Annotated in this window: 28 protein-coding genes and 1 tRNA gene; 20 read left to right on the top strand and 9 right to left on the bottom strand. The window is 64.2% G+C overall.

Annotation, left to right across the window (positions count from 1 at the left end; all coding sequences use genetic code 11):
* Positions 1–200 precede the first annotated feature (200 nt).
* From A3E1_RS45360 to A3E1_RS47510, 3 genes are all read left to right on the top strand, one after another.
* Positions 201–1,331 carry a DNA-processing protein DprA gene (locus tag A3E1_RS45360; RefSeq protein WP_169454483.1) on the top strand — a complete coding sequence of 377 codons (1,131 nt, stop codon included), beginning with the start codon at positions 201–203 and terminating at the stop codon, positions 1,329–1,331.
* Positions 1,328–2,539, top strand: coding sequence for a hypothetical protein (locus A3E1_RS0133210; RefSeq protein WP_020525144.1), 1,212 nt, complete (start codon positions 1,328–1,330; stop codon positions 2,537–2,539). The genes A3E1_RS45360 and A3E1_RS0133210 overlap by 4 nt, the downstream gene beginning before the upstream one ends.
* Positions 2,540–2,777: 238 nt before the next feature.
* A tRNA-Leu gene (locus A3E1_RS47510) sits at positions 2,778–2,868 on the top strand.
* A gap of 55 nt (positions 2,869–2,923) precedes the next feature.
* On the opposite strand, the gene A3E1_RS0133205 is transcribed toward A3E1_RS47510, so the two are convergent.
* Entirely contained in the window at positions 2,924–3,886 is a 963-nt protein-coding gene (locus A3E1_RS0133205) for an RNA polymerase subunit sigma-70 (protein ID WP_020525143.1), read from the bottom strand.
* A gap of 92 nt (positions 3,887–3,978) precedes the next feature.
* Here A3E1_RS0133205 and A3E1_RS0133200 point away from each other — a divergent pair, with 92 nt between their 5' ends.
* The gene (locus tag A3E1_RS0133200; protein WP_020525142.1) at positions 3,979–4,377 is read left to right on the top strand and encodes a nuclear transport factor 2 family protein; all 399 of its coding nucleotides are present in this window, start codon (positions 3,979–3,981) and stop codon (positions 4,375–4,377) included.
* Positions 4,378–4,390: 13 nt separating this feature from the next.
* Complete coding sequence (locus A3E1_RS0133195; protein ID WP_026209075.1) at positions 4,391–5,338, top strand: LLM class flavin-dependent oxidoreductase; 948 nt, start codon at positions 4,391–4,393, stop codon at positions 5,336–5,338.
* On the opposite strand, the gene A3E1_RS0133190 is transcribed toward A3E1_RS0133195, so the two are convergent.
* On the bottom strand, positions 5,335–5,970 hold the full coding sequence (locus tag A3E1_RS0133190; protein WP_026209074.1) for a TetR/AcrR family transcriptional regulator: 636 nt from the start codon (positions 5,968–5,970) through the stop codon (positions 5,335–5,337). The two genes, A3E1_RS0133195 and A3E1_RS0133190, sit on opposite strands and share 4 nt — an antisense overlap.
* Positions 5,971–6,026: 56 nt before the next feature.
* Here A3E1_RS0133190 and A3E1_RS43370 point away from each other — a divergent pair, with 56 nt between their 5' ends.
* From A3E1_RS43370 to A3E1_RS0133170, 5 genes are all read left to right on the top strand, one after another.
* Positions 6,027–6,320: a hypothetical protein gene (locus A3E1_RS43370; RefSeq protein WP_157631891.1), complete on the top strand. Its 294-nt coding sequence runs from the start codon at positions 6,027–6,029 to the stop codon at positions 6,318–6,320.
* The gene (locus tag A3E1_RS43365) at positions 6,320–6,934 is read left to right on the top strand and encodes a class I SAM-dependent methyltransferase (protein WP_020525138.1); all 615 of its coding nucleotides are present in this window, start codon (positions 6,320–6,322) and stop codon (positions 6,932–6,934) included. The genes A3E1_RS43370 and A3E1_RS43365 overlap by 1 nt, the downstream gene beginning before the upstream one ends.
* Complete coding sequence (locus A3E1_RS45355; protein ID WP_157631890.1) at positions 6,897–7,157, top strand: hypothetical protein; 261 nt, start codon at positions 6,897–6,899, stop codon at positions 7,155–7,157. The genes A3E1_RS43365 and A3E1_RS45355 overlap by 38 nt, the downstream gene beginning before the upstream one ends.
* 24 nt (positions 7,158–7,181) lie before the next feature.
* Positions 7,182–7,556, top strand: coding sequence for a hypothetical protein (locus A3E1_RS0133175; protein WP_026209073.1), 375 nt, complete (start codon positions 7,182–7,184; stop codon positions 7,554–7,556).
* A 337-nt stretch (positions 7,557–7,893) separates the two neighbouring features.
* Entirely contained in the window at positions 7,894–9,972 is a 2,079-nt protein-coding gene (locus A3E1_RS0133170; protein WP_040392544.1) for a HelD family protein, read from the top strand.
* Here A3E1_RS0133170 and A3E1_RS0133165 read toward each other — a convergent pair.
* Both A3E1_RS0133165 and A3E1_RS0133160 read right to left on the bottom strand, forming a co-directional pair.
* Complete coding sequence (locus A3E1_RS0133165; protein WP_020525134.1) at positions 9,959–10,360, bottom strand: VOC family protein; 402 nt, start codon at positions 10,358–10,360, stop codon at positions 9,959–9,961. The two genes, A3E1_RS0133170 and A3E1_RS0133165, sit on opposite strands and share 14 nt — an antisense overlap.
* A gap of 10 nt (positions 10,361–10,370) precedes the next feature.
* Entirely contained in the window at positions 10,371–10,790 is a 420-nt protein-coding gene (locus A3E1_RS0133160) for a helix-turn-helix transcriptional regulator (RefSeq protein WP_020525133.1), read from the bottom strand.
* 48 nt (positions 10,791–10,838) lie between these two features.
* Here A3E1_RS0133160 and A3E1_RS0133155 point away from each other — a divergent pair, with 48 nt between their 5' ends.
* From A3E1_RS0133155 to sigJ, 3 genes are all read left to right on the top strand, one after another.
* Entirely contained in the window at positions 10,839–13,112 is a 2,274-nt protein-coding gene (locus A3E1_RS0133155) for an ATP-binding cassette domain-containing protein (RefSeq protein WP_020525132.1), read from the top strand.
* Between the two features lie 99 nt (positions 13,113–13,211).
* Entirely contained in the window at positions 13,212–14,123 is a 912-nt protein-coding gene (locus tag A3E1_RS0133150) for an NAD-dependent epimerase/dehydratase family protein (RefSeq protein ID WP_020525131.1), read from the top strand.
* 9 nt (positions 14,124–14,132) lie between these two features.
* Complete coding sequence (gene sigJ, locus A3E1_RS0133145; RefSeq protein ID WP_020525130.1) at positions 14,133–14,999, top strand: RNA polymerase sigma factor SigJ; 867 nt, start codon at positions 14,133–14,135, stop codon at positions 14,997–14,999.
* A 7-nt stretch (positions 15,000–15,006) separates the two neighbouring features.
* On the opposite strand, the gene A3E1_RS0133140 is transcribed toward sigJ, so the two are convergent.
* Positions 15,007–15,906, bottom strand: a complete 900-nt coding sequence (locus A3E1_RS0133140) for a LysR family transcriptional regulator (RefSeq protein ID WP_020525129.1) — start codon at positions 15,904–15,906, stop codon at positions 15,007–15,009.
* A gap of 71 nt (positions 15,907–15,977) precedes the next feature.
* On the opposite strand from A3E1_RS0133140, the gene A3E1_RS0133135 reads away from it, so the two are divergent.
* Genes A3E1_RS0133135 through A3E1_RS0133120 form a run of 4 tightly spaced genes read left to right on the top strand, consistent with a single transcriptional unit; the run spans position 15,978 to position 17,831 of the window.
* Positions 15,978–16,715 (top strand): SDR family NAD(P)-dependent oxidoreductase, encoded by a 738-nt coding sequence (locus A3E1_RS0133135; protein WP_020525128.1) that lies wholly within the window; start codon positions 15,978–15,980, stop codon positions 16,713–16,715.
* A gap of 6 nt (positions 16,716–16,721) precedes the next feature.
* A complete protein-coding gene (locus A3E1_RS0133130) occupies positions 16,722–16,928 on the top strand; it encodes a tautomerase family protein (RefSeq protein ID WP_020525127.1) in 207 nt (68 codons plus the stop codon).
* Between the two features lie 58 nt (positions 16,929–16,986).
* Positions 16,987–17,403: an SRPBCC family protein gene (locus tag A3E1_RS0133125; RefSeq protein WP_020525126.1), complete on the top strand. Its 417-nt coding sequence runs from the start codon at positions 16,987–16,989 to the stop codon at positions 17,401–17,403.
* 2 nt (positions 17,404–17,405) lie between these two features.
* On the top strand, positions 17,406–17,831 hold the full coding sequence (locus A3E1_RS0133120) for a MarR family winged helix-turn-helix transcriptional regulator (RefSeq protein WP_020525125.1): 426 nt from the start codon (positions 17,406–17,408) through the stop codon (positions 17,829–17,831).
* Here A3E1_RS0133120 and A3E1_RS0133115 read toward each other — a convergent pair.
* From A3E1_RS0133115 to A3E1_RS0133105, 3 genes are read right to left on the bottom strand one after another with little or no spacing between them, the layout of a single operon-like run.
* Positions 17,822–18,751 carry a carbon-nitrogen hydrolase family protein gene (locus tag A3E1_RS0133115; RefSeq protein ID WP_026209072.1) on the bottom strand — a complete coding sequence of 310 codons (930 nt, stop codon included), beginning with the start codon at positions 18,749–18,751 and terminating at the stop codon, positions 17,822–17,824. The two genes, A3E1_RS0133120 and A3E1_RS0133115, sit on opposite strands and share 10 nt — an antisense overlap.
* A 9-nt stretch (positions 18,752–18,760) precedes the next feature.
* Positions 18,761–21,055 (bottom strand): helix-turn-helix transcriptional regulator, encoded by a 2,295-nt coding sequence (locus A3E1_RS43360; protein WP_020525123.1) that lies wholly within the window; start codon positions 21,053–21,055, stop codon positions 18,761–18,763.
* Positions 21,052–21,813, bottom strand: a complete 762-nt coding sequence (locus A3E1_RS0133105; RefSeq protein ID WP_020525122.1) for a hypothetical protein — start codon at positions 21,811–21,813, stop codon at positions 21,052–21,054. The genes A3E1_RS43360 and A3E1_RS0133105 overlap by 4 nt, the downstream gene beginning before the upstream one ends.
* 230 nt (positions 21,814–22,043) lie before the next feature.
* Here A3E1_RS0133105 and A3E1_RS47505 point away from each other — a divergent pair, with 230 nt between their 5' ends.
* The 3 genes from A3E1_RS47505 to A3E1_RS0133090 are packed head-to-tail and all read left to right on the top strand — an operon-like array spanning position 22,044 to position 25,878.
* The gene (locus A3E1_RS47505) at positions 22,044–22,838 is read left to right on the top strand and encodes an IniB N-terminal domain-containing protein (RefSeq protein WP_020525121.1); all 795 of its coding nucleotides are present in this window, start codon (positions 22,044–22,046) and stop codon (positions 22,836–22,838) included.
* Positions 22,839–22,843: 5 nt separating this feature from the next.
* Entirely contained in the window at positions 22,844–24,520 is a 1,677-nt protein-coding gene (locus tag A3E1_RS0133095; RefSeq protein ID WP_169454481.1) for a GTPase, read from the top strand.
* Entirely contained in the window at positions 24,517–25,878 is a 1,362-nt protein-coding gene (locus A3E1_RS0133090; protein ID WP_020525119.1) for a P-loop NTPase family protein, read from the top strand. Before A3E1_RS0133095 ends, A3E1_RS0133090 begins: the two co-directional genes overlap by 4 nt.
* Here the strand turns inward: A3E1_RS0133090 and A3E1_RS0133085 are convergent.
* A complete protein-coding gene (locus A3E1_RS0133085) occupies positions 25,875–26,828 on the bottom strand; it encodes a TolB-like translocation protein (RefSeq protein WP_020525118.1) in 954 nt (317 codons plus the stop codon). The two genes, A3E1_RS0133090 and A3E1_RS0133085, sit on opposite strands and share 4 nt — an antisense overlap.
* Positions 26,829–26,879: the final 51 nt, after the last annotated feature.

Here is a 26,879-nt window from a genome sequence, read left to right as displayed (position 1 = left end):
CGTAGCTCGGGTCGGACTCCACGATGAGCATCTTGCTCAGGGTAGGGGGCAGCTCTGACAGCGCCGGGTCCGTGAAGAAGCTAGAACGGCGCCAGTGAGCGCATCGGCTTTCCAACCACCATCCGCGCGTAGGCTGAGACCGCCGAGGAGCACACGCGGCCAATCACGGAACGGAACGCATAGTGCCTGACAGAGCGCGTTTGGACGGGGCGGAGTCGCCCCAAGGAGTGCTGCCTGGATTTGAGGTCGGCAGCACCGCGGCCCTTCGTCACGCTCAGGCAACCACGCCCTTCGGCCCGTCGTTGCTCGCGCTTGGAAAAGTTCACGGGCTGGGAAGCAAGGGACTCTCCGACCTGGTCACCCACCTCGGTCGCAACCTCGGGCTCTTACTAGAAGACGACAGCGCCCGCACGCTCGCGTTTCTGCAAGCAGTGAAGATTCCCGGCGCCGTCCGGCTGGCCGAGGTCCTTGCCGAGGATCGCAAGGACCTGCTCGCAGATGGTCGCGATGAACTCGACCGCCTCCACGAACGCTCGATCGTCCTACTCGGGCCGGACGACGTCCCTCCTCGGCTGCGCTCGATACCAGATGGCCCGCGCTGGCTCTTCGTCCAAGGCCGTCCGGAGGTGCTCGACGGCGGCCCCTTTGTGGCCGTGGTGGGAACGCGAGAACCCTCGGCGCTGGGGGTGAAGGCGACAGAGGCCGTCGTCCGCACGATTGCCGCATATCCCATCACCGTCGTGTCCGGGCTCGCCAACGGCATTGATGCCGCCGCTCACCGCTTCGCCCTACGGGACAACGTGACGAATGTGGCCTTCCTCGGCCACGGCATCAACGTCATCTTCCCGGCAGAGACCACCGAGATTCGGCACCACATCATCGCGTCAGGCGGCGCAGTCGTGAGCGAGTACCTGCCCGACGACCATTACAGGAAGCACTACTTCGTCGCACGAAACCGCCTTCAGGCCGGTCTGGCGAACATAGTGGTCGCCGCCGACGGCACCGCCGCCGGCGGCACGGCGCATACCGTCCGCTTCGCAGCGAAGTACTCTCGACCGACGGTGGGGCTCATGTTCGAGGGGGCGGGAAACCTCGCTCGGCTCGTAGCTGAGCAGGTTGTCGGCGAGACCGTGGAGATCTTCGACGATGCCGGGCGCCGTCGCCTGGACCACCTTTTCCGCGCTCTCTGCGAGGAGATGGACAAGCCCACCAACGGCCTCGCGCTCGTGGAGCACCTCCTCGAACGAGAACTACGCCTCCGGGAGATCACCCGCGAAGACATCAACCGGCTGACAATCCGACTGGCGCGAGCAATCGAGGAAGCACCATGACGCTCAAGGCGATCGTCTTCGATTACAAGACGCTTTTCCACCGCGGGAGCACGGTGACGAACGAGCTCAAGGCTGTCCTTGCGTGGGTCAAAGAGAATGATCTAGAGATCTGCATTCTCACGACCGACCCGATGGACGTGGCGACCCTCTGTGCGCAGCACGGATACCCGAGTCCCGACCTCCACGTTCAAAAGGCAGACCTTCGTGAACCCAAGGCTCGCGGCTCTGATATCTGGATGGACGCTGTCGCGGACGGACTGAATGTTGAGCACCATGAGCTGCTTTCAATCGGGAGCAGCAGGTGGGATTGGCTGACGGCGATCAATGCGGGCGTGTTTTACCTGCACGCGGAGTGGGCCGGGCCAAAGCGTAGTCAATGTCTCGCGGTCGAAACGCCGGACGACATTCCGTCATACGCGTCGCAGTTGTTGATGCAGGAGCCGCGGTTCTCCTTCAGCTACGACGATCCGGATCGCAGGCTCTCGCTGCGATCCATGCTTCCGGCCAACGCCACGTTGCCCGCAGACCCGCCGAGAAGATCTTTCACGTTGCAGGACGTGTTTACCCGGCACAGAAGCATCTCGGTCGGTGGGAACAGCGCAAGCGACATGCTTACGCTCCACGCTGTCTCGAGCCTCTATGTCGAAGGGATGCTTCCGAAAGGCGCGCTCTTCTGCGTTTACCCGAGCAGCAAGGTCGGGAAGCTGAGCGAGGAACTCGAGCAATTCGTCAAGCCGGCGGCGTCAATGGTGCATGGCTACTACAGGGACGACCTGCTGGTGCGCGCAGTTGACGCGCCCGACACAAGCTTGGAGAGATACAAGGCCAAGCGAGACGGCCGACGGTCCCCGATCTCCATCGCGAACCAGATCCAGACAGTCCACCTCGGCAGCAGGTATCGGGGCAGGCTCGAAGGCAAGACCGTGATCGTGTTCGACGACTTCACGACCACGGGATCCTCGATGGAATGGGCAAGGAACCTGCTCGTGGCGGCTGGGGTGGCTCACGTCATCGCCTTGACCATCGGCAAGTACACGAACCGGTACACCACGTATGACCCGAAGCGAGGTGTGGCCATCGACCCGTTCAGCTTGTCGGCGCTGGGCGTAGATGCTTTCTCGGAGATTGAGCACTCGCTGTCCGAGGACTACGACAACCCCGGTCTTATGGATGACCTCTTCGCGCAGGCGGTCGAAGACACTGCGTGAGAAGAGTTCGACATATCTCTATGGATTCGGCGACTAAAGTCTTCACAAATAATTGTAGAGCTTCGATGAATTTCGACAGAGGTGCGGCGGACCGTAGTCGACATACATCAATGAATGTCGGTCATCAAGATTTGTGAATACTCATAACCATGAATGGCGTGGTGGGGTCACAGCGGGGTGGACCTGCCACCAGGAGGCGTCATCTGACGGCATATGGCGGCATGTCGCGTACATGTTAAGCTGGGAAAACGTGAACTTGAGCGTGGGATGTCTGCCCCCTCACTGGGCTCATAACCCAGAGGTCGCAGGTTCAAATCCTGTCCCCGCTACAAAATTTAAGGGCACCTATCCGGTTGGATAGGTGCCCTTAATCGTGTGCGGCTGCTATTCGAAGCGTGGGATGAGGGTGCTGTCCAGAAAGCTGGTGATCCGGGCGATGCGGTCACCGTCGGTGGACAGCACGATCAGTCCGGCACCGGTGCCGTCGAAATACCAAGCGAAGGCAGGCTGCCGGTTGGCGGAGACCGGGACGAGGTGGAAGCGGCGCCCGGCTCGCCAGATGGCGCTGGTGCGAAGGAACTCGGCGATCGCCGTGTGACCGTAGTACTGCTGCGGGGCGGGTGGCATAGCTAGCCAAGCGTCGTCGGTCAGCAGTTTGACTACAGCGTCGATGTCGTCGGTGGTGAACGCGTCGGCGAAGCGTCGCGCCAGATCGCGCTCGCCGGTCACGTCAGTCCGGGCTGGCGCCGCTTGGCCACGGTGCTGATCGAGAGCCGCCCTGGCGCGTTGCAGGGTGCCTTTGACAGCGATCGGCGTGGTGTCGAGCATCTCGGCCACTTCGGCATTGGTGTAGCCGAGCACGTCGCGTAGTACCAGCGTCGCGGTTTGGCGTGGTGGCAGATGCTGCAAGGCAGTTATGAACGCTAGCTCGACGGTTTCCCGGCCGTGGTAGCGCGCTTCCGGCCCGGGATCGATGTCTGGGATTTGTTCCAAAAGCGTGTCCGGGTAGGGCTGCAGCCACGTGATCTCGTCACGGCGGGTGGGCTCGGGCGGGGTAAACGGCGCGACAGGCTCCGTAGGCGCGCGGCGTTTGCTATCGCGGATGGCGTTGAGGCAGCGGTTGGTGGCGATCCGGTAAAGCCATGCGCGCAGCGACGCCCGGCCTTCATAACCGTCCAGTCCCCGCCAAGCGGCCAGCAGCGTTTCCTGAACCAGGTCGTCGGCGTCGGTCAGCGAGCCGAGGATGCGGTAGCAGTGCAGGTGCAGCTCGCCTCGGTAGGGCTCGGTGAGTTCGCGGAACGCCTCACCGTCACCGGCGCGGGCACGCTCGAGTGTGGCCTGGATCACGGGCGGCTCCTTCACCGTTCCGTTCGCCGTGGAAGTGGTGTCTCAACCTACATGGAACGAGCGCGAGAGCTCGTGATTGGAGAGGAATCCTCATGACTGGCAACAACAGCTCAGCTTTGGACACAGCGCTGGCCTACCACCAGGCGTGGACAGGCAAGGATCTCGACCGCGCGATGAGCTTCATCGCGCAGGACATCATCTGCGACGCCCCTGCTGGCAGGATCGAAGGCGCTGGCGCGTATCGCGCGTTCCTGGAACCCTTCGTGCAGATCCTGCTCAGTACCAAGATGATCGCCGCTTTTGGCGACGATAGGACCGCGCTGGTCATGTACGACACCGAGACCGTCCCGGTAAAGGACGCGCCCGGCGCGGAGTGTGTCACCGTCGTCAACGGCAGGATCACCTACAGCCGGTTCCTGTTCGACCGGGTACCGTTCCAGTCGCGTTTGGACAGTGCCCCCGAACGTATCGACGTCGCTCGTCCCGCATGAAACACTGCGAGCCATGGGTTCTGCCATTCCGGTTGGGATAGTTACGTTTCCTCCTCCGGTTAGTGGGGTGCTGGCGGCGATTTCGCGGGCGGAAGCAGCGGGTGTGGGCACCGCTTGGGTTCCTTCCTGGCCGGTAGGCCCGGACGGGCTGAGCATCGTCACCGCGGCGGCCGCCCGCACGTCCACTATTGGGCTGGCTAGCGGCATCGCCATCACGTACCCCACTCATCCGCTGGCACGGGCAAACGAAGCCCTTGTCGCGGCAGAACTGGCGCCGGGGCGTTTTCGCCTGGGCATCGGAGCGAGTCATCAGGCGGAGATAACGGGCCGCTACGGCATTGCGTTCGGCAAGCCTCTGGCGCACCTGCGCGAATATGTGGCCGTGCTGCGCGGAATGCTGTGGGACGGCCATGTCGACCTCGACGGTGTGCACTACCAAGTGCACGCCAGTCTTCCGCCCATGTTGACGCCCCCGAGGCCACCGATCGTCCTGGCCGCGCTGCGTAAGAACATGCTGCGCCTGGCCGGCGAGATCGCTGACGGCGCCATGCTTATTTGGGCTGGGCCTTCGTATGTGCGCTCGGTCGCCCGGCCCGCATTGGAAGAGGGTGCCCAGATAGCCGGACGCCCACGGCCACCTTTGATCGTCGCGGCGTCCGTCGTGCTCACCAGAGACTTTGGGACCGTGCGGCGGGTCGCGCAGGAGGTCTTTTCCCGTTACTCGTCGCTGCCGACGTACGGAAAGATGTTCCGCGAGGCGGGTTTCCCGCTTACCGCGCAGGGGCAGTTGAGCGACGAGCTGATCCGCGAGGTTTACATCTACGGCGACGAAGAGGAGATTCGCCAGCGACTGGTGGCTCTTCACCTCGCGGGCGCGGATGAGATCGCCGCGACTATCCGCCCCGTGGCTGACCCCGCCCGGGAAGAAGCCGCGATTCTGAAAGTCCTCGCGCAGCTCTAGGGGAGCAGCGCGGCGGACACCGTCTCAACATACCAGCGTTCGAAGCGTTCTACCGGCCAGCCGCGCCGCCGAACCAGCCAGTCATAGTTGCGGAAATCCATTGCTAGCCAAAGGATATCGGCGACGCTGTCGGTGTCGTGCTCGGCGCGCAGCTGGCCGGTGGCGAGCAGCTCAGCGCCGAACATGGCCATTCCCCGGAGCCGGTCGTCGACCTGTTTTTGCCAGATCTCGGCGGCATCTGGATCGGCCGTTGCCGCACCGGCGAGCGCGATCATGACGTCGGTTTGGCGGGCGTGTGTTTCGGACAGGTGCTGGGCATAGCGCGCGAGTTTCGCCCGTGGATCGGCCAACGCTCTGATCTCCGTCACGAATGGACGGTCCGGGAGCGGCACCGGTTCGTCGTCTCCGGCGATCGTCACATCAACCAGTTCCGAGAGCAGCTGACGCTTGCTGCCAAAGGCCGCGTACACCGTCTGCACGGCGACCCCTGCTTCGGCCGCGATGGCCGTCAGGGGAGTTGCCGCATAACCCGGATCGACGAACAGCTTGGCAGCGGCGGTCAGCACCGCTCGCCTGGTCTGGCGGGCTTGCTCGTTTCGCCGAGAGGAGTCATATCGCCGCTTGACAACCACGGCCGTAGTGTAGTGCTCTATTGGATAGAGCATAACTCTATCAAATAGGAGTGATCATGCTATTCGGGGTTGTGCAGGAGATGCCAGGTATCAGCGAGGCTGAATACCGCATGGTGGAGCAACATTTGGGGCCGGACCGGCCGCCTGGCCTTATCGCTCACGTCGCGGGCCCGGTCGACGGTGGCTGGCGCATCATCAACATTTGGCAAGACGAGCAGGCGTTCCGGCGCTTCCAATCCGAGCGGCTCATGCGCGCCGCTGGTCTCGCTGCCCAGAACGAAAGCTTCGACGCGAGCAAGGCCGCGGCCTTCAGCTCGATGACGGTCACCGGTGCGGAGATGCCGTTCTAATGGCTGACATCGCCGAACTCAGGGCGCGCAACGCCGACTTCTGGGCGCGCGCGGCGCAAGGCTGGATTCGTCAGGCCGACCGGCACGACGCGCTTGGCCGCCCGCTGGGCAAGGTGGCATTGGAGGCGCTGCGCCTGGAGCCGGGCGAACGCGTACTAGACGTGGGTTGCGGATGTGGTGGCACCACAGCGGAGCTGGCAGCCATGGTGATGCCCGGTGGGCTGGCTGTCGGCCTTGACCTGTCTGAGGCGATGGTGGCCGCTGCCACGCAACGGTTCCCCGGACTCACCTTTGTGGACGCCGACATCGAAGCTCCGGGTCCCGTTGCCGGGTCGCCATTTGACGCGGTCTTCTCGCGCATGACGTTGATGCTGTTACCAGATCCTGTTGCGGGACTGCGAAACATTCGGGAGCTGATGCGTCCTGGTGGCCGGCTGGCCGCGACGGTGTTTCGGGCTAGTGCCGCTAATCCCTGGCTTTCCGCGACAGTGCTCGGCGTCGCCCCGCATGTGGGTGCGTTGCCGCCACTGCCGGTGGGAGCGGAGCCCGGGCCGTTCGCCTTCGCGGATCCCGCCTATGTCAAGCGTGTCCTGGCCGACGCGGGGTTTCGCTGACCTCAGTCTCGTGTCGCACGACGTGGAGCTGTGCGCAACAGACGTCGCGGAGTGGCTTATCGACATTGGGCCGGCAGGGTCGGCATACCGTGCGGCCTCGCCAGGACAGCAGCAAGCCGCGCTCGACGGGGTGAACCGTCTGCTCCAGCGCTATCACGACCCCGAGGTTGGTTACCGCCTGCCAACCGGGTTGTGGCTCATGACCGCTACCTCTCCGCTTTAGAACTCGAATCAGGAGCTACCTCTCGTGCGCATGCCTTACGCCGCCATCCTTTTGACTATCAGCCTTCTTGCCGCGTGCTCAGAGCCGGGCCGTCCAGCTGAGAAACCGGCAGCTTCGGTCCCGGCGTCAGTTCAGGATGCCTGCGGCACGGCGGCAGAAACGATCAAGCAGTATCTCCAGCCGTCCAAAGTGGACAGCGTGAAGGTTCAAGGCCAGTGCACTTCGGTCGTCATCCAGACCGCGCTTGATGATGAGGCCACCGAGACCGCTAGGCAACTGTGCGAAACCGCAGCGGAAGTCGCCTACACCGGAGACATCAATTCTGTTGCGGTGCTGGGAAAGTCTGGCCGCGAACTCGCGATCGGCATCGCCGGCATGAAGTGTCTCGCCACTCATTGACAACTGCAAGACCGGTGCGACACACCGGCCCTGCTGCCGAAAGCCAAGGCGTTTAAAGTCGCTGTGCGTCTTGGTGAGCGAACTTGAAAGATCCGTGCCGTCGTTAGCGAAGCTGTCAGCGCCGCGGTGGCAGTGACGTTGCCGAAAGCTCATGCAGCGCAACGCTGTTAGCAGGAACCAAAGTAGATACAGAAAAGAGCCGGGGACGTGAACACCTCAGCTCTCTGTTTCAGTATACAGGCTATGCAACCCGGATAAATCACCCCAGATACCGATCTTGTAGTCCGGACCGGCCCGTAATGTCGTCCGAGCACAGGTACGCAACCCGGGGAGCAGTGTGTCTGACGTAGAAATGCAAATCGCCGTCGAACAACAAGTCGTCGACAGGGTCTACGAGCGCTTGGAAGTCATGCGGGCACAGGCCAGGACGCTCAAGAGCGAAGGCCACGGCAGAGCCACCTCAGGCCCGCTCACGGGACTGGTCGAGCGCGACGCGATGGTTCTGCGCGCCGCCGCTCAGCTATCGGATCTGGATGGTCAGGAGGAGGGCCTCGTTTTCGGCCGGCTCGACTTCGATGACGGTGACACGTATCGCATTGGCCGCCTAGGCGTGCGAGACGAGGATCGCGAGCCACTGGTCGTGGACTGGCGCGCACCGGCGGCCGCGCCGTTCTACCGTGCGACCACGGGCGAGCCGCTCGGCGTGGATCGCCGTCGTGTCATCATCTGTGAAGGCCCGAAAGTCGTCGGCCTCGATGACGATGTGTTGTCCAGCAAGGACATCGAGGGCGTGGTCGGCGAGGGCGCTCTGCTCGCGTCGCTGACGCGCGAGCGCGGTGAGCACATGCGCGACATCGTCACCACGATTCAGCGCGAGCAGGATGAGGCGATCCGCGCACCCGCGCATGGCGTCACCCTCATCACGGGTGGCCCAGGCACCGGCAAGACACAGGTCGCTTTGCACCGGGCGGCCTACCTCCTCTACACCGACCGCGGCAGGTTCGCCGACGGCCGGATCCTTGTCGTAGGACCGTCCACGGTCTTCACCGACTACATCGGGCGGGTGCTGCCAGGTCTCGGTGAGGACAGTGTCCACTTGCGAGCGATCGGTGAGCTGTTCGAGGGCGTCACCGCGACCAGGCGTGACTCCGCCAAGGTGGCAAAGGTCAAGGGCGGCTTGGGAATGGTGCGCGTGCTGACAGATCTGGCGTGGGACACCCCGCCGGGCGTGCCAGACCGCTTGAGCACCCTCAAGGCCGAGGACTTGGCAGGTGCCCGCGCCGAGGTCAGGAAGCGTTGTGAGGCACAGGGCATCAAGCCCAACGGTGCGCGTGCCATCGCGGCCACGGTGCTCTCAGAACTGTTGGATGGCAAGGAGATCCCGGAAAGCTTCCTGAAGGCGTGGTGGCCGCAACTGACGCCGCAAGACGTCTTGCCAGCGCAGAACGGCGAATGGACGGTCGACGACGTCCCTTTGCTCGACGAGCTGGCGGACATCCTTGGTACGCCTGAGAAACCGAAAGTCACGCAAAGCGAATGGCAGCTGCGGGAGCTCAAAAGTGGTGCCCGTCTGGCCGAGACCTTTGTGGTGAGCTGGAGCCTCAACGATGGCTGGCAGCTGTTCGCGCCCGGGCTTCCCACGCCCATCGCGAATTCCGGCCAATCCATTGACAACAATGGGTACTGGGCGGCGCAGCGCTGGGCCGCCGCGATTATTTTGCGCGAGGGTCACAAGGTGGTGAGCTGGGTCGATGGATTCGACCCGCACGGCGAGGAGGCCTTCGTTCCGGTGCTCGCGGAGCCTTTGCCGGTCGCGGAACCAGACGCGCCAACCGATGACGTCTATCTGCACGTCATCCTCGACGAGGCACAGGACCTGTCGCCCATGGAGTGCCGGATGATCGCCCGCCGTGCCGCGCACGCGTCGATGACGATCGTGGGCGACCTTGGGCAGGCGACGCATCCGCTGGCTGTCGAGACGTGGCCGGAGTTGGTGAAGCGGTTAGGCAAGCGGCAGCTCAGGACACTCGATCTGCCAACGGGTTACCGGGTGCCACAGACGATCGCTGACTTCGCCGCCCTCGCGCTAGCGCCGGGAATCGAGCCCACGCGCAGCTTCCGTCCCGGAGGAACACTTGAGATCCGTCACGTGGACGATCTGGCCGCGGCGGTTCGCGAGGCAAGAGGTGAGGCGACCGTTATCGCCGCCGATCACGTGGCTCAAGAGCTGGGGGCGGTTCCGGTGAGCCAGGTCAAGGGACTGGAATACGACCGGGTGATCCTGGTGGAGCCCGCCGACATCGTGGCCGCCGAGCCCCGTGGGATGAACCGTCTTTACGTCGCCTTGACCCGGGCCGTCGCGAGCCTGGTGATCCTGCACCACAAGCCGCTGCCGGAGGTATTCACCGCTGGGTGATTCGCACTTCGTTGCCGGCCGGGTCGCGAAACGCGCAGTCCCGCTTGCCAAAGGCTTGGTCCATCGGCTCTTGGAGCACGTCGGCACCGCTGGCCTGGATCTGGTCGAACATCGCGTCGACGTTGGCGGTTTCGAGCACGATGCCCGACAGCGATCCTTTGGCAAGCAGCTCACGCAGGGCCTGTGCGTCTTCGTCCGGGCGGGCGACTCCGGCGGTCTGCAGCACGATGCCGAAATCCGGCTGCGACTTCGGCCCGACGGTCAGCCAGCGGGCGCCTTCGAAGGAGACGTCTTGACGAACCTCTAGGCCCAGCGCGTCGCGGTAGAAGGCAAGCGCCGCTTCGTGGTCATCGACTTCCAGGAACATGTGTGTCACGGAAAGGTCCATGAGGCGAACGTTACAAGGCTGAACTGACCTGGGCTTCTCGGTTCCTGCTCGGTCGGGAAACGTGTTTGGTCCAGCAACCCGGGACGATGGCGGACTCAGCGTGACCGCGTGCCCGGTAGGCGCTCGGTGACTCTCCGACCAGCTCGGTGAAACGGGTGCTGAACGAACCCAGGGAAGTACAGCCGACGGCCATGCAAACGTCCGTAACGCTCAGGTCGCCACGGCGCAGCAGCGCCTTGGCGCGCTCGATCCGCCGGGTCATCAGGTAGCTGTAGGGGGTCTCGCCGTAGGCGGCACGAAATTGCCGGGAGAAGTGCGCTGGAGACATGAAGGCCGCCCTGGCCAAGGCAGGCACGTCCAGCGGCCGCGCGTATTCCCTGTCGATGAGGTCACGCGCGCGCCGCAGGTGCTTGAGCTCCCCGGGCTTCACCAAACCAGCATAGGCCGAACTGTCGGTCCCCTAGTCTAGTCTCGCCGGGTGCATGCCGCAGACAGTCATGACCTGATCAAGGTCCAAGGTGCCCGTGAAAACAATCTGAAGGACGTTAGCGTCGAGATCCCCAAGCGCCGGCTCACGGTGTTTACCGGAGTTTCGGGCTCTGGGAAGAGTTCGCTCGTTTTCGGCACGATCGCGGCTGAGTCGCAGCGGCTCATCAACGAGACTTATAGCGCCTTCGTGCAGGGTTTCATGCCGAGCCAGTCGCGTCCCGACGTCGACCTGCTCGCCGGGCTCACCACAGCCATCATCGTCGACCAGGAACGCATGGGAGCCAACTCCCGATCCACGGTCGGCACCGCGACCGACGCCAACGCCATGCTGCGCATCGTGTTCAGCCGCTTGGGAGAGCCCAGCGCGGGGCCGTCGTTTCACTACAGCTTCAACTTGCCAGCTGGCGCGTGCCCGTCCTGTGAAGGCATGGGCACCAAGACCGACATCGACCTTGACGAGCTGTTCGACCGCGACAAGTCCCTCGCGGAAGGCGCCATCACCATCCCGGGTTACAACGCCGACGGCTGGCAGGTGCGCCTCTTCACGGCATCCGGATTCCTCAATCCCGACAAGCCCATCCGCGATTACACCGAGCAGGAACTACAAGACTTCCTCTACAAAGAGCCGGTCAAAGTCAAAATCGAGAACATCAATATGTCGTACGAGGGACTCGTCCCCCGCGTGCAAAAGTCGTTCCTGCAGAAGGACAAGGAGGCGTTGCAGCCGCACATCAGGGCCTTCGTCGAGCGTGCGGTGACGTTCACGGCGTGTCCCGAGTGCGGTGGCAGCCGGCTCAACAAGGCGGCCCTTGACTCGCGCATCGACGGTGTCAACATCGCTGAGGCGTGCGCGATGCAGATCAGCGACCTCGCCGACTGGGTGCGTAACATCAAAGACCGGTCAGTCGCCCCGCTTCTCCTGACGCTGCAGCAGACGCTCGACTCGTTTGTCGAGATTGGACTCGGCTATCTCAGTCTCGATCGCCCCTCGGGCACCCTGTCCGGCGGTGAGGCCCAGCGCACCAAGATGATCCGTCACCTGGGCTCAAGTCTCACCGATGTGTCCTACATCTTCGACGAGCCAACGGTCGGGCTGCATCCGCACGACATCGAGCGGATGAACGGTCTGCTGCTTCGCTTGCGCGACAAGGGAAACACGGTGCTCGTGGTCGAGCACAAGCCCGAGACGATCGCGATCGCTGACCACGTGGTCGATCTGGGCCCGGGCGCGGGGAGTGCCGGGGGCGTCGTGTGTTTCGAGGGCAGCGTCGCCGAGTTGCGTGCCAGCGACACGCTGACGGGCCGTCATCTGGACTATCGGGCGACGCTCAAGGCGAAGCCACGCGAGCCGAAGGGCACGCTGCCCATTCGTAACGCGACGCGGCACAACCTCAACGACGTGAGCGTTGACGTTCCGTTGGGCGTGCTGTGCGTCGTGACCGGAGTCGCCGGGTCAGGGAAGAGTTCGCTCATTCACGGCTCGATCCCGAAGAGCGCGGGTGTCGTGTCAGTGGACCAGACGGCGATACGGGGGTCGCGGCGCAGCAATCCCGCGACCTACACCGGTCTGCTTGACCCGATCCGGGCCGCCTTCGCGAAGGCTAACGGCGTCAAGCCAGCGTTGTTTAGCGCCAACTCCGCGGGCGCCTGCCCGAACTGCAACGGCAATGGCGTGATCTACACCGACCTGGCGATGATGGCTGGGGTCGCGACGGTGTGCGAGGAGTGTGAGGGCAAGCGGTTCCAAGCGGCCGTCCTCGAATACAAGCTCGGCGGCAAGGACATCAGTCAAGTACTCGCGATGTCAGTCGTCGAAGCCCAGGAGTATTTCGCCGCCGGTCTGGCGAAAACCCCAGCGGCACATGCGATCCTGGGCCGCATGGCCGATGTCGGCTTGGGCTATCTGAGCCTCGGCCAGCCCCTGACCACCCTGTCCGGAGGCGAGCGGCAGCGGCTCAAACTGGCGATCCACATGGCGGAAAAGGGCGGCATCTATGTGCTCGACGAGCCGACGACCGGCCTGCACCTCGCCGACGTCGAGCAACTGCTCAAGTTGCTCGACCGCCTAGTCGACTCGGGCAAATCCGTGATCGTGATCGAGCATCACCTGGCTGTCATGGCCCGGGCTGACTGGATCATCGACCTTGGCCCGGGCGCGGGTCACGATGGCGGAAAGGTGGTCTTCGAGGGCACGCCCGCGAAACTTGTCGCCGCCCGCGAAACCCTGACCGGTCAGCACCTCGCGACCTACGTGGGGGCATAACGCTACAAATCTTATGGCTCGGGTCACGGCCGCGGCTGTCACGCCGCGGCCGTGCTGTCTCGTCAGGTTGTCAGCAGAGGCAATCGAAGGAGGCAGACAATGCGCGTTCTCGTCGCGGGCTCGACCGGTGTGCTCGGCCGTCAGCTCGTTCCAGTTTTGCAAGGAGCAGGTCACGAGGTGGTGGGTCTCATCTCGCGTCCGCGCTCACATTCGCTAGGCCATGAGGTGGTCGTCGCCAATGGCCTGGATCGCGAGGCCATCTCCCGTGCCGTGGGCACGGCTAGGCCTGACGCGGTGGTCCATGTGATGACCGCCATTCCCGGTCGCTTGAACCCGCGGCGGTTTGACGAGCAATTCGCGCTCACCAACCGGCTGCGCACCGAAGGCACCCGCAACCTGCTGGACGCCGCGGAAAAGGCCGGAGTCACCAGGGTGATCTCGCAGGGCGTCGCGTTTGGCTACACGCCAGACGAGGGCTTGGCGGGCGAGGACACTCCATTGTGGACAGACGGGCCAAAGGCTTTTCGCCCGGCCGTTCAAGCGCTGCTGGCGCTGGAGAGCCGCACAGCTCAGGCAAACGGGCTGGTGCTGCGGTTCGGGCACCTCTATGGTCCCGGCACGGCCTACGCTGAGGGTGGCTCGGTTCACACCGACGTCCTCGCTGGCAAAGTGCCGATGGTGGGCCAAGGAAATGCTGTGTTCTCCTTCACACACACACGCGATGCGGCGATGGCCGTTTTGACCGCGTTGGACAAGCCTGTCACCGGTGCACTAAATATCGTCGACGACGATCCAGCACCCGTTTCGGAGTGGCTGCCCGCGTTCGCGGCCGCGCTAGGAGCGCCCGAGCCCCGCAGAGTGCCCGTCTGGCTGGCCCGTTTGGCCGCTGGCAGCTTCGGCGTGGCTTTCTTCAATCAGCTGCGCGGAGCGGACAACACGCGAGCGCGACTGCTGCTGGACTGGCGTCCCGGCTACCGCTCCTGGACCGAAGGCTTGCTGGGTAAGCAGTAGGGTCATGATGTGAGTAGTCAAGATGAAGCGGCTGAGGAGTTTCAGCGGCACAGACCGCGGCTCCTCGGCGTCGCCTACCGTTTGCTCGGCAGTGCCTGGGACGCCGAAGACGTGGTGGAAGAAGCGGCGATCCGCTGGCTGCAAACCGACCGCACCGGGATCGCTGAGCCTGCCGCCTTCCTGACGACGGTGGTGACCCGGCTCGCACTCGACCATCTCAAGTCAGCGCGCGTACGGCGTGAATCCTATTACGGGCCTTGGCTTCCCGAGCCGGTTCCGGCTGGCCGGGGCCAGCTGGGTCCACTTGAGACAGCCGAGCAGCGTGAGTCGCTGTCACTGGCGACGATGCGCCTCATGGAACGGCTCACTCCGCCCGAGCGTGGCGTTTATGTGCTGCGGACCGCTTTTGACATGCCCTACGCCGAGATCGCGGAGATCCTTAGCGTCAGCGTGGACAGCGCCCGGCAGCTGTTTCACCGGGCGCAGAACCGCATCAGCGGTGTTGACCGGTTTGAGAGTTCTCCCGCTGAGCACACGCGACTCTTGGAGAGCTTCCTCGCGGCGGCAGCCAAAGGGGACTTCGCTGGCCTGACTTCCATGCTGGCTCAGGATGTCGTTGTTTACGCCGACGGTGGCGGCAAACTTTCGGCCGCGCTTAAGCCGGTCACCGGCATCGACCATGTCTCGCGTTATCTCACGGGACTGCTCAATCAGTTCCCCGTGGAAGGGCTTGAATTCATTGAGGCGAACGGTAATCCGGCTGTCCTGGTAACGATGAATGGCCAGCCGCACCTCGTGGCGATCGCGATCCGCGACGGCAAGCTCGCCGAGCTCTACGTGGTGCGCAATCCTGACAAGCTGCACAAGGTGGCCTGACGGAAGATCAGGACCGCTTCAGGTGATGGGCTAGTTCAGCGGCGAAGCCCGTGATGTGAGCGGGCTGTTCGCCGCGGCGCGTCGCGCAAAACCAGGTGCGGGTAAGGGGTTTGGCGCCAATCTGAACCGTCGCGACCGGACGGTTCTCGATGTATGGCGCGGCGATCCACTTGGGCAGCACGGAAATGCCTTCCCCGCCCGCCACCATCTCGATCACGAGATCGGTAATGACGGGAACGGTGGTGATGCGGCCCGGCCGTGCGCCATGAGGGATAGGTAAAGCGGTCGCTGGAATCCGCGTCTGGTCATAGATGTCGTAGAGGATAAGGTCAGCGTCGTCGAAGTGCCGCGCGGTGACGTGCTTGAGTTTGGTCCACGGGTGCGCAGCCGCGACCACGGCGACCATCTCGTCTTCGAAAAGTGGTGTCAGGTCAACACTGTCCATTTGCCGGTCCAGTTTGGTGACGAGGGCTACGTCGATGCGCTCGCTGAGCAGTGCGGGAATGGGTTCGTCATTAGGCACCGTCTCGATGCGGACTTCTGAGCCGGGAAAGCGCTCGCGGAAACCGCGGATGACGGCCGGTAGCCACTGCAGAGCGGTGCTGCACTGTGGAGTGAACCGCACTCGCCGGTCGCGGCCATCACGGATCTCGCGCACCTCGCGCGTGGCCGCGTTGAGTTCCGTGAGCACCTGCCGGGCCGCGGTCAGCATGCGCCGGCCGGCTTGATTGGGAACGAGGCGACGCCCTTCGCGGTCGAAAAGCCTGACGCCCAAACGTTCTTCGAGTTTGGTGAGCCGCTGGCTTAGCGCGGGCTGGCTGACATAGAGCCGGTCTGCCGCGGCGGTCATCGTGCCGTTGGTGGCGATCGCGTCGAGCAGTTCGAGATCGCGGAGCTCCACGTCCATAAGCGGAGATTATCAAAACCCTGGTAACTTCGTCTTGGACCTATAAGGGTGGGCGGCCATACGTTCGCTTCATGACCAAGAACCAAACCGTCGTCATCACCGGATCCTCCAGTGGCATCGGTCTTGACCTGGCTCGTGCCTTCGTGCATCGGGGCGCCAATGTGGTGCTCAACGGACGCGACCAAACCAAACTCGTTCAAGCCGCGGCTTCCCTTGGGGTGCCCGGTCAAGTCGCTTACGTGGCCGGTGACATCGGCTCACGCGAGACCGGCGACACGCTCGTGCGCACGGCGGTGGATCGCTTCGGTGGCGTCGACATGCTGGTCAACAACGCGGGCGACTTCGCGCCCAAGGCTTTCGTCGACGTGAGCGAAGAGGAGCTCGATGGCTATCTTCGCGGAAATCTGAAGGGCACCTTTCTGGTGACGCAGTCGGTGGTACGCCAGATGAAGTCGCAAGGCAGGGGCGGGAGCATCATCAACATAGGCACGGTGCTGGTCGACCACGCGATCGCCGGTTTTCCCGCGTCGGCGCCGCTGGTGAGCAAAGGCGGAGTGCATGCCCTGACCATCAGCCTGGCCGCCGAGCTCGCTGCTGACAACATCCGGGTCAACACGGTCGCTCCCGGCGTCATCCGGACCCCGCTGCACGATCGCTCCGAGGTTGACTCGTTCGGCGGAATCGCGCTGATGAAACGGATCGGTGAGGTCGCTGAGACCACGGGTGCCGTGCTTTACCTTGCCGGCGCGGAGTTCACTACCGGCCACGTGTTGCGCGTGGACGGCGGCTACGTCACTGGAAGGGCCTGAGCTGTCATGCCATATGTCAACGTAAAGATCACACGTGAGGGCGCGACGGCCGCGCAGAAGGCCGAAATCATCAAGGGCGTCACGCAACTGCTCGTCGACGTGCTGAACAAAAACCCTGCCACCACGTTCGTCGTGATCAACGAGGTGGAGCTCGAAGACTGGGGCGTGGGCGGTCTGCCCACGGTGGGGTACCGCAAGTCTTTGGAGTCGTAGCTCAAATGATGATAGTCTACGGGCAGACTATCTGCCCGTAGACTATGTGAGGCTACTGATGTTCTCCTTCACTCATACCGAGATCACGGCGGCGAGCCCGGCTCAGCTGTGGGCTCGCTATGCCGTTCCAGAGACATGGGCTCAATGGGATCACGACGTCGAGAGCGCCACGATTGGCGGCCCGTTTGCCAATGGCACCAAGGGAATCCTGAAACCGGCCGGCGGCCCCAAAGTACGCTTCGAACTCCAAGACGTCATCGAGAACATGTCGTTCACTGACACGAGCAGCTTGCCGCTGGCGAAAATGACGTTCGCGCACCGGATCGAGCAGTCGGGCACCGGTGCCCGCTTCACGCACAGCGTCAAGATTACCGGTCCCTCGTCCTTCCTCTTTGGACGGATCATCGGCAAGAAGATCGCGGCCGGTTTGCCGGGGGCGATGCGTGCGCTGGCCACGCTGGCGGAGAAGGACTGACGGTGCTGGAAGGACCCGAGCAAAGCCCAGGATTTCAGCTGTGGCACGTGACTCTGCGCTGGCAACGCGAGATGGCGCGCGTGCTCACACCGTTTGACCTCACGCACGTTCAGTTCGTGTTGCTGGCCTGTCTGTGGTGGCTCGATTCCCAAGGGCACCAGCCCAACCAGCTGGAGCTGGCTCAGCAGGCTGGCACCGACGTCAAGATGACCTCTCAGGTGCTTGGCCGGCTTGAAGCCAAAGGCCTGCTGAACCGGGTCGCCGACACGGTGGACACGCGAATGAAACGGTTGCAGATCACCAAGAGCGGCAAACGCGTCGCGGTCGCCGCGATAGAGGTTGTTGAGCAGGCTGACGCGGCGTTCTTCGGTGATTCAAAGGCTCTGCTCAAGGCATTGCGTCCGCTTCTGCCGAGTCTCTATTCCTGATAGGACACCGAACGCAGGCGTCTGCGGTCGACAGATAGCGAGAAGACGTCGGGCCGGCTGTAGTGCCCGGCGGGGTCGAAGTTCTGCCTGGCTCCACTGACGATGGCAGGGTCGATGTCGGCTAGCACCAAGCGTTCCTCGCGTGCCACCGGTTCCACGATCCACTGTCCGTCGGGTCCGGCTATGGCGGAGCCGCCACTGCGCCACCACGAGCGGCTGTCCGCGATGGCGGCATAGAGCGGGAAGCCGCGCGAAATGTCATCGATCGTGAGCAGTCCACCGGCGGAGACCACGTAACAACGGCCTTCCAGGGCGATGAAGCGCGTGATGTCCTTGGTTAGGCCGACCGACCCGGGCCACACGGCGACATGTAAATCCATGCCCTGCGCGTAAAGCGACTGGCGTGCCAGCGGCATCCAGTTCTCCCAGCAGTTGAGCCCGCCTACGCGGATGTCGCCGGTCTGATGCGTCCGCAGTCCGTGACCGTCGCCCGCACCCCACACCAGCCGCTCCTCGAACGTGGGCTGAACTTTGCGGTGGGCGCTGACGATGCCTTTGACGGGATCGATCGCGACGAGCGTCGCGAAGACCGTGCCCTTGCTGTCAGCTCGCTCGGCGATGCCAAGGTAGGTGAAGACTTTGTGGTCTCGCGCGGCTTCAGTGATCCGGGACAGTTCCGGCCCGTCCAAAGTGACCGCGGCATCGAGATAGAACGCGTAGGCGGCCTTCTGCCCGGGGTCGTCGAACACGGCACCGTTGGTGTGCTCGATCCAGAACGGATAGCCGGGCAGGAACGTCTCGGGAAACACCACGAGACCCGCCCCCGCGGCCGCCGCTTTGCCGATCCACTCGGTGGCACGCACCGCCGTCGCGGCGCTGTCACCCCACACTGGTGCTATCTGTGCCGCTGCCACTCGCATGAGGACACTCTAGGCGCGCTGGCGTTGCTGTGGCACGCGCGCACGGCTGGTCTCCATGGCGCGCAAGCGGGCCAGGAGTTCGGCACGGCTGCCGCAGTTGAGCCGTTGACGCATCCGGGCGACGTGATGTTCCACCGTCTTCGCCGAGATGAACAGGTGATCACCGATCTGTTTATAGGTCAGGCCAGCGAGCACGAGGCCGGCGACTTCTTGCTCACGTTCACTGAGCGGTCCGTCGTCGCGTCCCGTTGGCTTGCCCTGCATGACACGTGCGCAGTCGAGCAATTCCGTCATGTCACGGCGGTCGGTCGTGCGAATGGCGGCTTGGCCGGCCAGCCGGGCACCGTCCCAGCTGAGCCCCACGGCGTGCAAGCGCTGTGCGCTGTCTGCCACGACTGCCGCGTCGACTCTGCCGCCGAGCAGACTCACCCAGCACTCAGCGGCTGAGGCGAGCACGGAGGCGAAGTCGTGGTGACGCTGGCGTGTCAGCGCCGTGAGGTGCTCACGCATCGAGGCATGATCCTCGGCGAGAATCGAGGCGTGCAGCCGGTTCCAGTTCCAGTAGAGGGTCCACAAAGGAGGATTGCCTAGTTTGCTTAAGAGCTGATCGGCGTCCTCAAGGAACGAGCCGACGTGGCTCAGCTTGCCAAGCCGGGCCGCGGCGATGGCAAGCTCGCCCAATGGCAGAAGCGTGAACAGGTCGACGGGGTGCTGGAACAGTGCCGTGTGAGCCAACGGCCAAGCGTGCTGAAGCCCGGCGGTATCGCTGTCGCGCCGGGCGATTCCAGCCTCAAGACCGGCGGCAAACAGCGCCTCGCGGGGCTCCAGTCGTGCCCGGCTCGCCAGAGTCCGGGAGAGTTCCTGTTTCGCCTCAGCGGTCTTCCCGCGCAGCATCAGCACCCATGCGTGCAGCAGGTGATGCCGGGCCACGAGCAGTTGCGCACCAACGCCTGCGGTCAGCGCGTTGTCCAACACCGACTCGGCGATGCCGAGTTCGCTGCTGTGGATAGCCGTGAGCGCGGCTAGGGCCGCTGGACTGTCGGGCAGCAAAACGGTGCGCCCAGCCGGTTCCAGCAAGGCAGCCGACTGCATGAAGGCGGACAGTGCCAGCGCCGGTGAGCCGGTCAGCGTCTCACGGACTCCGCGCGCCATCAGGCTTGCCGCGCCGGCAACAGTCGTCGTGGCCGCGACGGCAGGCGTGGCATCGAGTTGCTCTGGCTGGCCGATCGCGGCTTTCGCGATGGCCGCGAACGCGTCGGCACCGGCCCACTGGAACATCGCGGCGCTGCGCTCATGCTGACCGCGATGGGCCAGGGCTATGGCCACAGAGACAAGGCCGTCGGATCGGTCCGCGGAGTCGCTGGCGGCGACGAGACTATCAGCGAACTGCAAGGCGTGCCTGAGGTCTCCGGCGAGCGCCGCGGCTTTGGCCTGCCGGCCCGTCGCGGGCCGGCCCGAAAGGGTTGCGGCGCCGAACAATTCCGCCGCGAGCGCCGGATCGACCGTCAGCGCTTCCTCGCCGGCGGCTTCGAGCGCTTCCACCGGGTACCCACCGGTGATGGTTTTGATGGAACGAACGACCGGGAGCACCGGACTGCCTTGCCGCAAGCGGGTTTGCAACAGCTGACGCCACACATTGTCGCGGTGCGACGGTGGGCTGAGCGTGACGAGTGCCTGACGTGCCAGCGGTGGCAATGTCCCGCTGGGGCTGAGCAAGCCCGTTGCCCGCGCCGCCGCGAGCAAGTCATTAAGTTGTTGTGGTTCAAGGGAAAGCAGCGGGCACAGGGCGGTCGTCGAAACACTCGTTCCGGCCGCGACCGCCAGGAGCAGGCGCCATAGGTCCGCGTCGAGTTCCTCGAAGTCGGCAGCGAACTGCATGAGGGCCGCCGGAGGCACCGCACCGGAAAAGCCATGCTCCCGGATGGCTCGTGCTAGATAACTGACATAGCGTGGTACGCCATGAGTCTGCTCCAAAACAAACCGTGTCAACGCTTCCGGTGGGTCTGACCCCAAACACTGCGCTGCCTGAATCGCGTTCAGCGGTCCCAGAAGCAGCGGCGGCGCTTCCCGCTTCAGCACCTCGGTCAGCTCCGTCAGAGCGGCATTGCGGGGCCACGGACGGTAAGCCACGATCACCCGCTGTTCCTTGCGCTGCACCAGCTCCCGCACTTCGTTAAGCCGTGGCGCGGAAAGCTTGTGAGCGTCGTCGATGAGCAAGTCAGCGGTCAGCGTACGCAGCAATGTGCTCTTGCCATAACCACCTGGCGCCTGAATAGCGAAGCTGGCATTGCCGGGAGGGATCACTTTCGTCCTAACTGCAGCACGCGTTTCTTGGGGAGGCTAAGACTGGTGACGGTCACCGGTGGCCGTGGCGCGACGGGACCACCCTCGCGACGGCGTGGTGTGGCGGTGACCTCAACAGGGCGCACCGCGCGGCTAGCGAGCACGGCGGCGCCGGCGGCCGGCTCGACGAAACGGTCCACTGGGCACGGAAAGCCGCTGAACTCTTCGCCGCCCACGACAAGGACCCGCTGCAACTGATCGAGGCGCAGGCCAACGGATTTCACCGTGCGGGCGAGCGATCGTTCGGTGGGTTCGGCCAGATCGCAGGAATCGTGGCAGGCGAGCAACTCGCCCCCGCGCACGACCGCGGTGCTGCGGGGTGTGTAAACCCCAACGGTGCCTTGGCTTTGCGTCGCCGCGGCCACTGGTTGCGCCACCAACACGGCATCAGGCAGCTCCACTTCCCGCAAAGCTTCACTGAGCAGGAACCGGCGGTAAGTCCCCCAGCCGCCCGGATGACTGATGACGAGCTGCTCGGCACGACCTGCGGTTACCTGTTGTAACAGCCAGATCACCAGTTCGGCGACGAGCCAGTGCGCCGGATATGGGCGCCCAGACACGATCACCGGCACCTCATCGCCAACTCGGTCAACACAGCCAGCGAAGGGGTATTCGGCTGGCCGGAAGATCTCCGGCTTGGTCCAAGAGTTGCTGGTGAAACGGGTCATCGCTGCGGTTAGGCGGTCGCCGGCCAGGTCGATTCCGAGGGCATAAGGCATCGGGCGCGTTCCTTCCACAAGAGGTAATCGCGCGGGGTCCACTTTTCGTATCACATGTGGTCGGCCGAATAGCCCCCTAACTTTGCGCCGACGCGTCCCCTAAGCCCCTAATGCCGCGACCGTGGGACTTGATGGCGAAAGGGGGTTGATCCCCGATGCCCGGCTAGGGACCGGCTGCCTACGTTTTCCCCGCAACTGATTCCGATACCGCACTGAGGAGATCGTCCGAAATGGACTCAACCCCAACGCTCCACGATTTCGTGCTCAACCTGATCACCAATCAGGATGCCCGCCTGGCATTTGAGCTAGATCCCGAGGGCGCCTTGCAAGACGCACGGCTTGGCGACCTGACCCCTGCCGACGTGCAGGACGTCATCCCGCTGGTGGTGGATCTAACTCCGGTGCAGGGACTCTTGCCAGCTCCGGTGAACACGCTCGACCTGGGCGCGCTTCCGGTCGACCCGGCCGCGGCGGCTGGGCAGCTGCAGCAGCTCATCCAGCACCTGCCGATTCCCACGACGACTCACTCCGCGAGCGCCGACGTCAACGTCGCCGCCCTCGGGGCCATCACGGTCGACCCGGTGGCGTCGAACCTCGACGTGTTCCACACCCTCGACGCGCTGCCCACCGGCGGACTGGGAAACGGCCTGCCGCTCGACTCGGTGACGTCCCTGACCGGCGGACTGACTGGTTCGGTAACGGGGGACCTAACCGGCGATCTCACGGGCGGTGTGACCGGCGACCTCACCGGCGGAAGCGCAACCGTGCTCAACGGTGACCTCACGAGCGGCCTTCTCAACGGCGGTCTGACAAACGGCCTGACGGGCGGTCTTACAGACACGGTCAGTGGCCTCACTGGCGGGCTGACCGAGGACCTGACCGCAACCGTTGACGGGACCTTGGACAGCACCCTCGGCACCGTCAGCAGTGTCACCGGAACCATCGGCCTGGACCTGTCCGCTGGCGGTCACGCCCACGCCTCGACCGGTGGGGGACTGCTCGGCCTCACGGATGGCTTGCTCTGAAAGCGATGCCTCGCCTACACGCCGGACCGCGTCATTTGCGTGCCTCACATGCGCGGCCCGGCGTGCCGGCCCTCGAAACGCCAGCCGTCTGGATGCCGGTGCTCGACGAGACGGTGCGGCTGTGCGCCATGCACGGCAGCCCCGAACTCGCCGAGAAGGTGGAGCGCAAGCGCGCTCAGTTCCTGAGCAACGAATTGCGCGTGCTCGTCACGGGAGCCCCACGGCAGGGAAAAAGCCAGCTGATCAACGCGCTCCTCAACGCTGACGTCTGTGCGCCGGGGGCGGCAACGGTCGTTCGGCATGCCGAAAAGTCAATGACGGCGACGGTTCTGCCGGGGTTCACGGAAGTCGGTGTGCCGCGGGCGCTGCTCGCCTCCGGCATGGTGCTCATCGACGCGCCCGGTGACGCCCCGCTCGCCCAGCTGGAAGCCGATGTCGCCCTGGTGGTTTCGGACGCGTCCCGCGAACTCGTCGCCGCCGAGATCGACCTCGTGCGGCGGCTCGCCCGCATCCACGGCAAAGTCCTGGTCGTCTTGACGAAGACTGACATCGCCCCCGACTGGCGCACCATCGCCGAACGCAACCGGCGTCATCTCGCTGACGCTGGTGTGGCAGCGGGCGTGATTCCGGTGTCGGCACCGTTGCGGATGCAAGCCGCACGCGCCAACGATCAGGCCGGCAACGCCGAGTCCGGGTTTCCCGCCTTGCTCGCGCATCTGTCACAGCCGGAGGAGGCGATCCGGGCCAGCGCCGCCGTGCTGGCACAGCGGGTGATCGAGCAGCTGTCCGGCCCGCTCAACGCTGAAGTGTCCACGGTGGACTTACGTGACGCTCAGCGGGCGGTCGAGGATCTGCGCCGCTGCAACACTCGCTGGCAAAACGTCCTAGCCGACGAGATGGCCGACTTGATGTCAGACCTCGAATACGACTTGCGCGATCGCACGAGGCAAATTCTCATGACCGTGGACGAAGCGTTTGACAGCGCCGACCCCGTCGCGGATTGGGACACGTTCGCCGAATGGCTCGCGGAGAATCTGCTCACGGCAGCTGAAGTCAACTACGAGTGGATGTTTCAGCGCTGTGATCTGATCAGCCGCCGGGTCGCGGAGCCGTTCATGGCATACGGCTATCACGTGGATGCCTTGCCCCACTGGCAAGTCAAGATGCCCGACGAATTGCCGGGCCGGTTGCCAGCTATGGAGATGCCGCAAGCGGAGAAGTTCACGCTGACCCAGAAACTGTTCGCGGGCATGCGTGGGTCCTACGGTGGCGTGCTGATCATCGGGCTGGCGACAAGCCTGGCGGGGCTTGCCCTCATCAACCCGTTGTCGGTGGGAGCGGGCGCCCTCTTTGGCGGAAAGGCCATTGTGGACGAAGGCCGGTCCGTGCGAAAGCGGCGGCAAGCCACCGCGAAGTCGGCCGCCCAGCGCAGTGTGGACGACTTCTTTCTGCGCTTCAGCAAGGAATGCCGCGACACGGCCCGCCAGATTCAGCGGGTACTACGCGATCACTTCACCGCCGTCACCGAGGAGTTGCAGGAGGAAATCGTGCGATCGTTCCGGCGGGCCAAATATGCCGCTGATGCTCTCGGCGTGGAGCGTTCCTCGCAGATCAGGGAGCTTGCCACGCTTTACGCACGGGCACAGGCACTGACGCGGGTGACCCTGGGGCCGGCGTCATGACCGCACTCGATGAGATGGTGTGGACGCTGCTGAACGAGGCGGCTGAAGTGTATGGCGCGGGACGGATTCAGCCGCTGTTCGACCGGCTCGGCGAGCCACTGCGGGTCGGGGTCGCCGGAGGGCCGAAGTGTGGCAAGTCGACGCTGATTAACACGTTCCTCGGCGACCGCGTCGCCCCGCTCGACATCGGGCAGACCTTCACCCGCTACGAAGACGGCGCCGCCGTCGGCATGATGGCGCACTACAGCGACGGGACGCGGCAGGAACTATCGCTCGCCCGCGGCGCGGATGGTGCTTGGGCGTGCGGCCAGTGGGCTGACGGTGCCGAGGAAGTGGTCGTCAGCTGGCCGTCGCGGGTCTTGCGGCATCTCTCGCTCGTGGACTCCAAGCCGGACTGTTTGCCGCCGCAGGTGGACGCGTTGCTTTACCTTGACGCCACTGACTTTCAGCCGCTGGAGATGACGCTTGGCGTCTCCGCGGTTACGAGGGCGGCACCGGTTGACGTGATTGGGGTGCTGTCGCGAGCCGACGAGGTCGGCGGCGGCCGCGTTGACGCGCTCGTGAGTGCCCGGCAGCTCGCCCGTGCCCTGTCCCGCGAGCCAAGCGCGAACTCTGTCACCGTCACTATTGTCGCCGTCAGCGGACTGTTAGCACAGGCGGGTCTTTCGCTGTCCGAAGACGACTTTGAGTTGCTGGCCTCGCTGGCCACCATGCCCCGGGAGGATCTGGATGACGTTCTGCTGTCGGCGGACCGGTTCGTGGGCAACGAATTCTTCCCACCAACTGGATATGGACAGCGCCGAGATGTCCTTAATCGATTGGGAATACACGGTCTTCGTCTCGCGAGCGCTCTCGTTCGCACGGGGACCCATACCCGGGCCGATCTCGCGAGTGAACTCATTCGCCGCAGTGGTTTGCCCGAGCTACAAGAGGTTTTGAACTATCACGTGATCGAGCGCAGGGATCTGCTCAAATCACGATCCGCCCTGATCGCGCTCGAAGCGCTGATGGAAGACGATCCGCCACCGGCCGAGCTCGCGGCTCAGTTCGAGCGGGTCCTCGCGAGCGCACATGAGTTCCGTGAGCTTCGGCTCCTGGCCTCGTTGCGCAACTCCAGCATCGGGTTCGCTTCTCCACTGGCGAAGGAGGCCCGCCGGCTCGCCGGTGGCGATGGCCCGAGCACGGCTGCCCGCCTTGGCCTGGACCAAGAAGTGCCCTCCGACGAGCTGTTTCAGCGTGGCGTCGTCGCGTTGCGGCGCTGGCAGGAGCAAGCTGATGACCCTCAGCTGTCTGCCCGCCAACGCCGCGCTGCCCGCATCGTGGTGCGAAGTTGCGAGGAAATGCTTACTAGCCTTTAGAAAGCGGCCAGTTTCGCGAAAGGACTAAGCCCAGCCGAGGAGCGCACGTCGCTATAACTCAGCGGATGCAAACCAGCGGCCGGTACTCGTTTGAGCACCCGCATAGTGAAGATGTTGACGACCTCGATGGTGGTCTCTGGTGACGTTGGCGCATAACGGATCACATGCCGGTCGTCGTACCAGCCGAGCAGTGGTGATGTTTGAGGCACCCCGAGAACAGGCTGTGCTGAGGGGATGCGGTTGACGATCCGTCCACTGTGGACGTCCACTACCTTGGCGAAGTGCCAATCAGCGGGCTCGCCAGGCTCCATCGGCAGCGGGGGTTCGATGATGACGTGCTTTCGCGAGGGCGAATAGCCACGGACCACACCGCCCTCTGCGGAGAAAGGAGGACCAAGCGTGCCGTCGGGGTTCAGGTATTGCATCTGCGCCAGAGGCCCAGGGCTTTCGACGTTGATGAGGTAACGGGTCGAGTCAGCAGCCCAGAACGGTGTGTAATACAGGTCCGTAGGCACAACCGTGGACGTGGTGACGCCCGTGGACAGGTCAAAGCGGTGGATGACAAAGCTTTCGCGTCGCTCATAGGTCAGGAGAGCCTTGCCATCGGGCGAGAATTGCACCGTTCCCGCGTTCGGCACGCCCGGCCAGCGCACCGCGGCTTCCCCGTGGCGCTGCCAAGCGGCCCGGCCAACCACGCCAAGCTCGGGCACTGTGCCGTCGTCTTTGATGACAGCGACGGTCTTCCCATCGGGGGAGACCGTCGCTGTCTGGAACGGGAGTTCTTCGTAGCACCCGGTGATGGTGTTCAGGAGCCATGTTCGCGGGAAGTCGCCGAGTGGGTCCTGGTAGGAGTGAATGGCGACGGGACCGCCACCTGGCCTGGGAAACGTTGGCGCGTCGACGTCGGCGAACATGCTGGTCACCGCGAGAGCCGCGATCAATATTTTCACATGACTCAACACACAGATCCGGGGTGTCGCGTTGCACGCGATACAGAAGTT

The organism is Catelliglobosispora koreensis DSM 44566 (genome assembly GCF_000379685.1).
GTDB lineage: Bacteria > Actinomycetota > Actinomycetes > Mycobacteriales > Micromonosporaceae > Catelliglobosispora > Catelliglobosispora koreensis.
Note: the sequence above shows the minus strand (reverse complement) of the source record. Positions and strands in the feature narration are given on the sequence as shown.